The sequence below is a fragment of the Pseudomonas fluorescens genome (assembly GCF_902497895.1).
Taxonomy (GTDB): Bacteria; Pseudomonadota; Gammaproteobacteria; order Pseudomonadales; family Pseudomonadaceae; genus Aquipseudomonas; species Aquipseudomonas fluorescens_BP.
The window spans coordinates 22,827-34,687 of the sequence record NZ_CABVHQ010000062.1; the positions used below are offsets into that span (position 1 = coordinate 22,827).

Consider the following 11,861-nt stretch of genomic DNA (forward strand, 5'->3'; position numbering starts at 1 on the left):
TTATTGCCAGTTGGAATAAGAAAGGACTTCATGAAACGTCTGCTGCTAACTGCGGTTCTCTCCGTATTGATGATCGCCGAAGTTCACGCTGAGTCCTTCACTATCTCTGATATTCGCGTCAATGGCCTCCAGCGGGTTTCCGCGGGTAGTGTCTTTGGTGCCTTGCCGCTGAACGTCGGCGAGCAGGCGGACGATCGTCGCCTGGTGGAATCCACTCGTGCGTTGTTCAAAACCGGTTTCTTTCAAGATATCCAACTGGGCCGCGAAGGCAATGTCCTGGTTATTACTGTAGTCGAGCGGCCCTCTGTCGCCAGTATCGAGATCGAGGGTAACAAGGCGATCTCCACTGAAGACCTGATGAAGGGCCTCAAGCAATCCGGTCTGGCCGAAGGCGAAATCTTCCAGCGTGCGACCCTTGAAGGGGTGCGTAACGAGCTGCAGCGCCAATACGTTGCTCAAGGCCGTTACTCGGCGACGGTCGACACTGAAGTGGTGCCGCAGCCGCGCAACCGCGTTGCCTTGAAGGTCAATATCAACGAAGGCACGGTCGCTGCCATCCAGCACATCAACGTGGTGGGTAACACGGTCTTCCCCGATGAAGACCTGATCGACCTGTTCGAACTCAAGACCACCAACTGGCTGTCGTTCTTCAAGAACGATGACAAGTATGCCCGTGAAAAACTCTCCGGCGACCTGGAGCGTCTGCGTTCCTACTACCTGGACCGCGGCTATATCAACATGGATATCGCTTCGACCCAGGTATCGATCACCCCGGACAAGAAACACGTCTACATCACGGTCAACGTCAACGAAGGCGACAAGTACAGCGTTCGTGACGTCAAGCTGAGCGGCGACCTGAAAGTGCCTGAAGACCAGGTCAAGTCGTTGCTGCTGGTGCAGAAGGGCCAGGTGTTCTCGCGCAAGCTGATGACCACTACCTCCGAGTTGATCACCCGTCGTCTGGGTAACGAAGGCTACACCTTCGCCAACGTCAACGGCGTACCGCAGCCCCACGAGGAAGACCACACGGTCGATATCACTTTCGTGGTTGACCCGGGCAAGCGTGCCTACGTGAACCGTATCAACTTCCGTGGCAACACCAAGTCGGAAGACGAAGTACTGCGTCGGGAAATGCGTCAGATGGAAGGCGGTTGGGCTTCGACCTACCTGATCGACCAGTCGAAAACCCGTCTGGAGCGTCTGGGCTTCTTCAAGGAAGTCAACGTCGAGACCCCGGCCGTGCCGGGCACCGACGACCAGGTCGACGTCAACTACAGTGTCGAAGAACAAGCTTCCGGCTCGATCACCGCCAGCGTCGGTTTCGCCCAGAGCGCCGGTCTGATTCTCGGTGGTTCGATCACCCAGAACAACTTCCTGGGTACCGGTAACAAGGTCAGCGTCGGCTTGACCCGCAGTGAATACCAGACCCGCTATAACTTCGGTTATGTCGACCCCTACTGGACGGCGGATGGTGTCAGCCTGGGTTACAACGCCTTCTATCGCACCACTGACTACGACGAGCTCGATGTCGACGTTGCCAGCTATGCGGTAGACAGCCTGGGTGCCGGCGTCAGCGTCGGTTACCCGATCAGCGAGACTTCGCGTCTGACCTTCGGCCTGTCTGCGCAACAAGATGAGATCAAGACCGGTCAGTTCACCGTTGACGAGATTTTCGACTTCGTCAGCAAGGAAGGCGACAAGTATTTGAACTTCAAGGCTTCGGCCGGTTGGTCCGAGTCGACCCTGAACAAAGGCGTGCTGCCTACCCGTGGTCACTCCCAGAGCCTGGTGCTGGAAAGCACGACGCCTGGCAGCGACCTGTCGTTCTTCAAGCTCGACTACCGCGGCCAGGTGTTCCAGCCGTTGACTGACAACTACACCATGCGCCTGCACACACAGCTGGGTTATGGTGATGGTTACGGTTCGACCGATGGTCTACCGTTCTACGAGAACTATTTCGCCGGTGGTTTCAACTCGGTTCGTGGCTTCAAGGACAACACCCTTGGTCCGCGTAGTACGCCTAGCCAGGGTACGAACCCAGGTACCCTCAGAGACCCGGATCAGGATACGCTGCCGTTCGGTGGTAACGTATTGATTCAAGGTGGTGCTGAGCTCCTGTTCCCTCTGCCATTCGTGAAAGATCAACGCTCGTTGCGGACCTCGCTGTTCTGGGACGTGGGTAACGTGTTCGACAGCAATTGCAATTCGAACAAGGTCACGACTTCCGGCAAGAAGGTTGAATGCAACGACATCGGCCTTGACGGTCTGGCCAGCTCCGTCGGTGTCGGCGTGACCTGGATTACCGCGCTTGGGCCGTTAAGTTTTGCTTTGGCGATGCCGATCAAAGAACCGGATGACGCTGAGACCCAGGTGTTCCAATTCTCCCTCGGCCAGACTTTCTAAGAGTCTGACCCAAGATAACGACAATGGATTTTGTAGGAGTGCATCGTGCGTAAGTTGACTCAATTGGTTCTCCTGGCGACAGTCCTGGTAGCGACCCCGGTATTTGCCGACATGAAAATCGCAGTGCTGAACTATCAAATGGCACTGCTGGAATCCGATGCGGCGAAAAAATACGCCGTGGATGCCGAGAAGAAATTCGGCCCGCAGCTGAGCAAGCTGAAAAGCCTGGAAAGCAGCGCCAAAGGCATCCAGGACCGCCTGGTCAGTGGTGGCGACAAGATGGCCCAGGGCGAACGTGAACGCCTTGAGCTCGAGTTCAAGCAAAAGGCCCGTGACTTCCAGTTCCAGTCCAAGGAATTGAACGAAGCCAAAGCCGTTGCCGACCGTGAAATGTTGAAGCAGCTCAAGCCGAAACTGGACAGCGCTGTGGAAGAAGTCATCAAGAAAGGTGCTTTTGACCTGGTCTTCGAGCGTGGCGCAGTGATTGATGTCAAGCCTCAGTACGACATCACGCGCCAGGTTATCGAGCGCATGAATCAGCTGAAGTAATCCATGGCCGCGACTATAAAGCTCGGCCAGCTGGCCGAGTTCCTCGACGCCACCTTGCGTGGCGACCCGGAGAAAGAAATCACTGGGCTGGCCACTTTGCAGGAGGCTGGCCCAGCTCAGTTGAGTTTTCTGGCAAACCCCCAATACCGCAAATACCTGGCTGACAGCCGGGCCGCAGCCGTGTTGCTGAAGGCCGCTGACGCCGAAGGTTTTGTCGGCGATGCACTGGTGGTGGCTGACCCGTACCTTGCCTATGCGCGGATTTCCCATCTGTTCGACCCCAAGCCCAAGGCCAGTGCCGGTATTCATCCGACGGCAGTCGTGGCTGAGGACGCGGTGGTCGATCCGGCCGCGAGCATTGGTGCTTTTGCAGTGATCGAAAGCGCTGCGCGGATTGCCGCCGGCGTCACGGTCGGGGCTCACTGTTTTATCGGAGCCCGCTGTGAAATTGGCGAAGACGGCTGGCTGGCACCGCGGGTTACGCTGTACCACGACGTGCGGATCGGCCAGCGAGTGGTCATTCAGTCCGGCGCGGTGCTGGGCGGTGAAGGCTTCGGCTTTGCCAACGAGAAAGGTGTCTGGCAGAAAATTGCCCAGATCGGCGGCGTACTGGTCGGTGACGATGTGGAGATCGGCGTGAATACCGCTATCGACCGCGGCGCGTTGGCCGATACCGTGATCGGCAATGGGGTGAAGCTCGATAACCAGATTCAGATTGCTCACAACGTGCAGGTCGGTGATCACACCGCCATGGCGGCGTGCGTGGGGATTTCCGGCAGCACCAAAATCGGCAGGCATTGCATGCTTGCCGGTGGCGTAGGGCTGGTTGGGCACATCGAAATTTGCGACAACGTGTTCTTGACCGGGATGACCATGGTCACCCATTCGATCACCGAACCGGGTTCCTATTCGTCCGGTACAGCGATGCAACCGGCAGCCGAATGGCGCAAAAGCGCGGCACGCATCCGTCAGCTCGATGACATCGCGCGACGCCTGCGACAATTGGAAAAGCGTGTAGGGGACGTGACCCCTGGCGGTAATGCTTCATCAGATGGCTGATACCATTTCCATATCAAGTGTGCACAGCCGCTAGACTGCCTCCTTGATTTGCTAGAGGCGTGCGCGTCAATCGCGCACTCCCAATCTTTACATAGGCTTCCCCCCGAAATGATGGACATCAACGAGATTCGCGAATACCTGCCCCACCGTTACCCGTTCCTGCTGGTGGATCGTGTAGCGGAGCTGAATGTTGAGGGCAAGTACATTCGTGCCTACAAGAATGTCAGCATCAACGAACCTTTCTTCAATGGTCATTTCCCGGCGCATCCGATCATGCCGGGCGTACTGATCATCGAGGCGATGGCTCAGGCTGCCGGTATCCTTGGTTTCAAGATGCTGGATGTGAAGCCTGCCGATGGCACCCTTTACTACTTCGTTGGTTCCGACAAGCTGCGCTTCCGCCAGCCGGTAACGCCAGGTGACCAGCTCATACTCGAAGCCAAATTCTTGAGCTGCAAGCGTCAGATCTGGAAGTTCGAATGCAGGGCTTCGGTCGACGGCAAGCCGGTCTGCTCCGCGGAAATCATCTGCGCGGAACGCAAACTATGAGTTTGATTGACCCTCGCGCAATCATCGATCCGACGGCCGTTCTGGCCGACGACGTCGAGGTCGGCCCTTGGTCGATCATCGGCGCTGGTGTGGAAATCGGCGAGGGTACAGTGATCGGGCCGCATGTGATTCTCAAGGGCCCGACCCGAATCGGTAAGCACAACCGCATCTACCAGTTTTCCTCGGTAGGTGAGGACACGCCCGATCTGAAATACAAAGGCGAAGAAACCCGTCTGGTGATAGGTGACCATAACGTCATCCGCGAAGGCGTGACGATTCATCGTGGAACCATTCAGGATCGTGCCGAAACGACCCTGGGCGATCACAATCTGATCATGGCCTATGCCCACATCGGTCACGACAGCGTCATCGGCAACCACTGCATCCTGGTCAACAACACCGCGTTGGCTGGCCATGTGCACGTTGAAGACTGGGCAATTCTCTCCGGCTTTACCCTGGTTCACCAGTACTGCCATATCGGCGCCCACAGCTTTTCCGGCATGGGTACCGCCATCGGCAAGGATGTTCCGGCTTATGTCACGGTGTTCGGCAACCCTGCCGAGGCCCGCAGCATGAATTTCGAAGGCATGCGCCGACGCGGTTTCAGCGAAGACGCTATTCACGCCCTGCGTCGTGCCTACAAGGTGGTTTACCGCCAGGGGCTGACTGTCGATCAGGCATTGGCCGAACTGGCCGAGTCGTCTGCACAGTTTCCTGAAGTCGCCGTGTTCCGTGATTCGATCCAGTCTTCGACTCGCGGCATTACTCGTTAATCATGGCCACTTTGCGTGTAGCACTGGTGGCAGGCGAGGCTTCCGGCGATATTCTCGGCGCGGGTTTGATGCGCGCGCTCAAGGCCCGGCATCCCTCGGTTGAGTTTATTGGAGTCGGCGGTCCGCTGATGCAGGCCGAAGGCTTGACCTCCTATTTCCCGATGGAGCGCCTGGCCGTCATGGGGCTGGTCGAGGTTCTGGGGCGTTTGCGCGAGCTGTTGGCCCGGCGCAAAAAGCTGATCCAGACATTGATCGCCGAAAAACCGGATGTATTCATCGGTATCGATGCACCGGACTTCACCCTCAATATCGAGCTCAAGCTACGCCAGGCCGGGATCAAGACCGTGCATTACGTCAGCCCGTCAGTCTGGGCCTGGCGTCAGAAGCGCGTGCTGAAGATCCGCGAAGGCTGCGATCTGATGCTGACGCTGTTTCCGTTCGAGGCGAAATTCTACGAAGAGCAGGGGGTGCCGGTACGTTTTGTCGGACACTCGCTGGCCGATGCGATCCCGCTGCAAGCGGACCGCGCCGCGGCGCGTGCCGAGCTCGGATTGCCCGCTGGACCGCTGGTGGCGTTGATGCCGGGCAGTCGTGGCGGGGAAGTCGGCCGGCTCGGTGGGCTGTTTCTCGATGCCGCCGAGCGCCTGCGTGCCCTTCGCCCGGGTGTGCGTTTTGTCATGCCCTGCGCCAGTCCCGAGCGCCGTGTGCAACTCGAAGCGTTGCTGGCCGGCCGCGACTTGCCGCTGACCCTGCTCGACGGTCGCTCCCACCAGGCACTTGCCGCTTGCGATGCGGTGTTGATTGCTTCTGGCACCGCGACCCTGGAAGCCCTGCTGTACAAGCGGCCGATGGTGGTCGCTTATCGCCTGGCGCCGCTGACGTTCTGGATTCTCAAGCGCATGGTCAAAAGCCCTTACATCTCTTTGCCTAACTTGCTGGCGCAGCGTTTGCTGGTGCCCGAGTTGTTGCAGGACGATGCGACTGCGCAAGCCCTGGCGCAGACGTTGGCGCCATTGGTCGGGGACGGTGAAGAGCAAACCAGAGGCTTCGACGAGATTCACCGGACATTGCGTCGCGATGCCTCGAATCAGGCCGCTGAAGCGGTACTGAAGCTGATCGGCACACTACAATGAGTAAAATAAAGATGCAGTTGGGGTTGGATTTCACCTTGGTCGCCGATGCTGAAGATCTGGTTGCAGGTGTCGATGAAGTCGGTCGCGGCCCGTTGTGCGGTGCCGTGGTAACAGCAGCGGTGATTCTTGATCCGCGCCGGCCGATTCTCGGCCTCAACGATTCGAAGAAGCTCACTGAAGCCCGTCGCGAGAAGCTTTACGACGAAATCTGCGAAAAGGCCCTGAGCTGGTGCATCGCTCGTGCTGAAGTCGAGGAAATCGACCAGCTGAACATTCTGCATGCCACCATGCTGGCCATGCAGCGCGCGGTGGAAGGGCTGAGCATCACACCGAAACTGGCGATGATCGATGGCAATCGTTGCCCGAAACTGTCGATGCAGGCCGAAGCGGTCATCCAGGGTGATGGCAAGGTGCCGGCAATTGCTGCGGCTTCGATCCTGGCCAAAGTCAGCCGTGACCGTGAAATGGCTGCTTTCGAATTGATTTATCCTGGCTACGGCATTGGCGGGCACAAAGGCTATCCGACGCCTGTACATCTGGAAGCTCTGGCCCGCCTGGGGCCGACGCCGATTCATCGACGCTCTTTCGCTCCGGTGCGGCTGGCTTATGAGGCCCTCGAAGGCTTGATCAAGGTTTAGTCAACAGGCTGATGTTTTGCTCAGGGCCCGGTACAATCCGGGCCTTGTCGTTTTCGAGTTCTACACAGGATCACTATGCCGGCTTCATTCGTTCATCTACGCCTGCACACTGAATACTCGCTGGTCGACGGTCTGGTGCGGATCAAACCGCTGGTCAAGACCCTGGTCGGTATGAACATGCCTGCCGTGGCGGTCACTGACCAGAACAACATGTGTTCGCTGGTCAAGTTCTACAAGGCGGCCATGGGCGCCGGGATCAAGCCGATCTGTGGTGCCGACCTGTGGTTGTCGAACAAAGATCCGGAAAACGCGCTGAGCCGAATCAGCCTGCTGGCCATGAACGGGGTCGGCTACCGCAACCTCACCGAATTGATCTCCCGCGGTTTTATTGACGGTCAGCGCAATGGCTCGATCATCATCGAGCGCGAGTGGGTGGCCGAGGCCAGCGAAGGCTTGATCATGCTGTCGGCGGCGAAGGAGGGCGAAATCGGTATTGCCCTGCTCGGCGGCAATCCGCAGGAAGCCGAAATCCTCGCGCGTGACTGGATGGCGGTGTTCCCGGATCGTTTCTATCTGGAAGTGCAGCGCACCAACCGCCCGAACGACGAAGAACATCTGCACGCTGCCGTGGCCCTGGCCGGGAAGGTCGGTGCGCCATTGGTGGCGACCAACGACGTGCGCTTCATCAAGCAGCAAGACTTCGAAGCCCACGAAACCCGCGTCTGCATCGGCGAAGGCCGCGCCCTCGACGATCCGCGGCGGTCGAAGAACTACAGCGATCAGCAGTACCTCAAAAGCGCCGAAGAAATGGCCGAGCTGTTCAGCGACTTGCCCGAGGCGCTGGAAAACTCCGTCGAGATCGCCAAGCGCTGCAACATCGAAGTGAAGCTGGGCAAGCACTTCCTGCCCAACTTCCCGATTCCCGATGGCATGACCATCGACGAATACTTTCGCAAGGTGTCGTTCGACGGCCTCGAGGATCGCCTGAGCGTCCTGCTGCCCAAGGATACTACCGAGGACTACGACGCCAAGCGACAGGTCTATGTCGACCGGCTGAATTTCGAGCTGGATATCATCATCCAGATGGGCTTCCCCGGTTACTTCCTGATCGTTATGGACTTTATCCAGTGGGCCAAGAACAACGGCGTGCCGGTAGGTCCTGGCCGTGGGTCGGGTGCCGGGTCGCTGGTCGCCTACGTCCAGAAGATCACCGACCTCGACCCGCTGGAATACGATCTGCTGTTCGAACGTTTCCTTAACCCGGAACGGGTCTCCATGCCCGACTTCGACGTCGACTTCTGCATGGACGGTCGCGATCGGGTGATCGATTATGTGGCCGATAAATACGGTCGCAATGCGGTGAGCCAGATCATCACCTTCGGCTCCATGGCGGCGAAAGCGGTGATCCGTGACGTTGCACGGGTGCAAGGCAAGTCCTATGGCCTGGCGGATCGACTGTCGAAGATGATTCCCTTCGAAGTCGGCATGACCCTGGAAAAAGCCTACGAGCAGGAAGAAATCCTCCGGGACTTCATCAAGATCGATGAAGAGGCCGCGGAAATCTGGGAGATGGCCCGCAAGCTCGAAGGCGTCGTGCGGAACGTGGGTAAACACGCCGGTGGCGTGGTGATCGCACCGACCAAACTCACCGACTTCTCGCCGATCTATTGCGATGAAGCGGGCGACGGCCTGGTGACCCAGTTCGACAAGGACGACGTCGAGGCTGCCGGTCTGGTGAAGTTCGACTTCCTCGGCCTGCGGACCCTGACGATCATCGACTGGGCGTTGAAGACCATCAACCGCGACCGCGCCAAGGTCGACCAGCCGCCGCTGGACATCGCCTTTATCCCGCTGGACGATAAACCGACTTATCAACTGCTGCAAAAGGCCGAAACCACGGCGGTGTTCCAGCTCGAGTCCCGGGGCATGAAAGAGCTGATAAAAAAGCTCAAGCCCGACTGCCTGGAAGACTTGATCGCACTGGTGGCGCTGTTCCGGCCCGGCCCGCTGCAATCGGGCATGGTGGACGACTTCATCAACCGCAAGCACGGTCGTGCCGAACTCGCGTACCCGCATATCGACTACCAGTACGAAGGTTTGAAGCCAGTATTGGCGCCTACCTACGGCATTATCCTGTATCAGGAACAGGTGATGCAGATCGCCCAGGTCATGGCCGGTTACACCCTCGGTGGAGCGGACATGCTGCGCCGAGCCATGGGCAAGAAAAAGCCCGAGGAAATGGCCAAGCAGCGCGGCGGTTTCATTGAAGGTTGCGCGACCAACAATATCGATGCCGACCTGGCCGGTAACATTTTCGATCTGGTGGAAAAATTCGCCGGATACGGCTTCAACAAATCCCACTCCGCCGCCTATGGCCTGGTGTCGTACCAGACCGCGTGGCTCAAAACCCACTATCCGGCGCCGTTCATGGCGGCGGTACTGTCAGCGGATATGCACAACACCGACAAGGTCGTGACCTTGATCGAAGAAGTGCGGACCATGAAGTTGCGCCTCGACGCACCGGACGTGAACACTTCGGAGTTCAAGTTCACGGTGAACGATGAGGGCCGTATCCTTTACGGCCTCGGCGCGATCAAGGGCGTGGGCGAAGGTCCGGTGGAAGCCATCACCGAGGCGCGTCAGGGAGGTCCGTTCAAGGATCTGTTCGACTTCTGCGCCCGGGTCGACCTCAAACGCATCAACAAGCGCACCCTCGACGGTTTGATTCGCAGTGGCGCGCTGGACCGCCTCGGCCCGTACTTCCATGATGAACCCAAAGCCTGGCAAGCCAGCATCGACCAGAACCGGGCGGTGTTGCTGGCCGCGATGGAGGAAGCGATCAAGGCTGCGGAACAAACGGCTCGCACCCATGACAGTGGGCATGCGGATCTGTTTGGTGGCTTGTTCGTCGAAGCCGACGCCGACGTCTACGCCACCCACCGCAAGGCCAAGGAGCTGACCCTCAAGGATCGTCTGCGCGGGGAGAAAGAAACCCTGGGCCTGTACCTGACCGGTCACCCGATCGACGAATACGAAGGTGAAATCCGCCGTTTCGCCCGTCAGCGCATCATCGACCTGAAACCGGCCCGGGATACCCAGACGGTCGCGGGCATGATCATCGCCCTGCGGGTGATGAAGAACAAAAAGGGCGACAAGATGGGCTTCATCACCCTCGACGACCGCTCGGCGCGGATCGAGGCATCGCTGTTTGCCGAGGCGTTCCACTCGGCACAGTCGCTGTTGCAGACCGATGCGATGGTGGTGGTCGAAGGCGAGGTCAGCAACGACGACTTCTCCGGTGGCCTGCGCCTGCGGGTCAAGCGGGTGATGAGCATGGAAGACGCTCGCACCAATCTGGCCGAAAGCCTGCGTTTGAAGGTCGGCACCGAAGCCCTGAAAGGGGACCGGCTGCGCTGGCTGGGCGAGTTGTTCAAGCGTCATCGTGGAGCCTGCCCGATTACCATGGAGTACACCGGCCAGGACGCCAAGGCCTTGCTGCAGTTTGGCGAGACCTGGCGAATTGACCCGGCAGACAGCTTGATTCAAGCCCTGCGTGACCAGTTCGGGCGAGACAACGTCTTCCTCCAATACCGTTGACGGTCAGGTGCCGTTCTTTGCCATTAATGAGCGCGCCCTGATCTCGACCAGGATTTTTAATCTCGACCTGAACGCGCCTGTCCCTTAAGGTAGGGCGCGAATAGACAACCGGCCGGCCCAAGCTCCCTTGGACGTCGACCCAAGACGGACGCCTATGAACCCGAATTTTCTTGATTTCGAACAGCCGATCGCCGACCTGCAAGCCAAAATCGAAGAGTTGCGCTTGGTCGGTAATGACAATTCGCTGAATATCGGCGATGAAATCTCTCGTCTGCAAGACAAGAGCAGCACGCTCACCGAAGACATCTTCGGCAAGTTGACCAGCTGGCAGATTGCGCGCCTGGCCCGCCACCCGCGTCGCCCGTACACCCTGGATTACATCGATCACATCTTCACCGAGTTCGATGAACTGCACGGTGATCGGCACTTTTCCGACGACGCTGCCATTGTCGGTGGCGTTGCTCGTCTGGACGATCAGCCGGTGATGATCATCGGTCACCAGAAAGGCCGCGAAGTGCGCGAGAAAGTTCGTCGCAACTTCGGTATGCCTCGTCCGGAAGGCTATCGCAAGGCTTGCCGCCTGATGGAAATGGCCGAGCGTTTCAAGATGCCGATCCTGACCTTCATCGATACGCCAGGGGCTTACCCGGGTATCGACGCCGAAGAGCGTAACCAGAGCGAAGCGATTGCCTGGAACCTGCGGGTCATGGCGCGCCTGAAAACCCCAATCATCGCTACCGTGATCGGTGAGGGTGGTTCCGGCGGTGCGTTGGCGATCGGTGTCTGCGATCAACTGAACATGCTGCAGTACTCGACCTACGCGGTGATCTCGCCGGAAGGCTGTGCCTCGATTCTGTGGAAGACCGCCGAAAAGGCCCCGGATGCCGCCGAAGCCATGGGCATCACTGCCGAGCGCCTGAAAGGCCTGGGCATCGTCGACAAGGTCATCAGCGAACCACTGGGCGGCGCGCACCGTAATCCGGCCGCTGCGGCTGCTTCGATCCGTGCCGAGCTCAGCTCGCAGCTGGCGATGCTGAAGAAGTTCGATACCGAAGCGCTGCTGGCCCGTCGTTACGAGCGTCTGATGAGCTACGGTCTCTGATTCGCGGCTGACTTTTTGCCCGAGGTTGTCTTTAAAAGATCGCAGCCTTCGGCAGCTC

General features: G+C 58.7%; 9 protein-coding genes. All 9 read left to right on the forward strand.

The window, feature by feature from the left end; genetic code table 11:
* The first annotated feature begins 30 nt into the window (after positions 1–30).
* The gene (bamA, locus tag F8N21_RS24145; RefSeq protein WP_150644516.1) at positions 31–2,403 is read left to right on the forward strand and encodes an outer membrane protein assembly factor BamA; all 2,373 of its coding nucleotides are present in this window, start codon (positions 31–33) and stop codon (positions 2,401–2,403) included.
* A gap of 45 nt (positions 2,404–2,448) precedes the next feature.
* Positions 2,449–2,952 (forward strand): OmpH family outer membrane protein, encoded by a 504-nt coding sequence (locus F8N21_RS24150; protein WP_150644517.1) that lies wholly within the window; start codon positions 2,449–2,451, stop codon positions 2,950–2,952.
* A 3-nt stretch (positions 2,953–2,955) separates the two neighbouring features.
* On the forward strand, positions 2,956–4,011 hold the full coding sequence (gene lpxD / locus F8N21_RS24155; RefSeq protein WP_150644518.1) for a UDP-3-O-(3-hydroxymyristoyl)glucosamine N-acyltransferase: 1,056 nt from the start codon (positions 2,956–2,958) through the stop codon (positions 4,009–4,011).
* A 108-nt stretch (positions 4,012–4,119) separates the two neighbouring features.
* On the forward strand, positions 4,120–4,560 hold the full coding sequence (fabZ, locus tag F8N21_RS24160; protein ID WP_150644519.1) for a 3-hydroxyacyl-ACP dehydratase FabZ: 441 nt from the start codon (positions 4,120–4,122) through the stop codon (positions 4,558–4,560).
* The gene (gene lpxA, locus F8N21_RS24165; RefSeq protein ID WP_150644520.1) at positions 4,557–5,333 is read left to right on the forward strand and encodes an acyl-ACP--UDP-N-acetylglucosamine O-acyltransferase; all 777 of its coding nucleotides are present in this window, start codon (positions 4,557–4,559) and stop codon (positions 5,331–5,333) included. Before fabZ ends, lpxA begins: the two co-directional genes overlap by 4 nt.
* A gap of 2 nt (positions 5,334–5,335) precedes the next feature.
* Complete coding sequence (gene lpxB, locus F8N21_RS24170; protein ID WP_150644521.1) at positions 5,336–6,466, forward strand: lipid-A-disaccharide synthase; 1,131 nt, start codon at positions 5,336–5,338, stop codon at positions 6,464–6,466.
* Positions 6,467–6,477: 11 nt separating this feature from the next.
* A complete protein-coding gene (gene rnhB / locus F8N21_RS24175) occupies positions 6,478–7,104 on the forward strand; it encodes a ribonuclease HII (RefSeq protein ID WP_150644525.1) in 627 nt (208 codons plus the stop codon).
* A gap of 75 nt (positions 7,105–7,179) precedes the next feature.
* Positions 7,180–10,701, forward strand: coding sequence for a DNA polymerase III subunit alpha (gene dnaE / locus F8N21_RS24180; RefSeq protein WP_150644522.1), 3,522 nt, complete (start codon positions 7,180–7,182; stop codon positions 10,699–10,701).
* Between the two features lie 154 nt (positions 10,702–10,855).
* Entirely contained in the window at positions 10,856–11,803 is a 948-nt protein-coding gene (locus F8N21_RS24185; RefSeq protein ID WP_150644523.1) for an acetyl-CoA carboxylase carboxyltransferase subunit alpha, read from the forward strand.
* Positions 11,804–11,861: the final 58 nt, after the last annotated feature.

Coding starts and splice junctions, on each gene's coding strand:
- lpxB (WP_150644521.1), top strand. CDS start 5,336: ATGGCCACTTTGCGTGTAGCACTGGTGGCAGGCGAGGCTTCCGGCGAT.
- rnhB (WP_150644525.1), top strand. CDS start 6,478: ATGCAGTTGGGGTTGGATTTCACCTTGGTCGCCGATGCTGAAGATCTG.
- dnaE (WP_150644522.1), top strand. CDS start 7,180: ATGCCGGCTTCATTCGTTCATCTACGCCTGCACACTGAATACTCGCTG.
- bamA (WP_150644516.1), top strand. CDS start 31: ATGAAACGTCTGCTGCTAACTGCGGTTCTCTCCGTATTGATGATCGCC.
- fabZ (WP_150644519.1), top strand. CDS start 4,120: ATGATGGACATCAACGAGATTCGCGAATACCTGCCCCACCGTTACCCG.
- lpxD (WP_150644518.1), top strand. CDS start 2,956: ATGGCCGCGACTATAAAGCTCGGCCAGCTGGCCGAGTTCCTCGACGCC.
- F8N21_RS24185 (WP_150644523.1), top strand. CDS start 10,856: ATGAACCCGAATTTTCTTGATTTCGAACAGCCGATCGCCGACCTGCAA.
- lpxA (WP_150644520.1), top strand. CDS start 4,557: ATGAGTTTGATTGACCCTCGCGCAATCATCGATCCGACGGCCGTTCTG.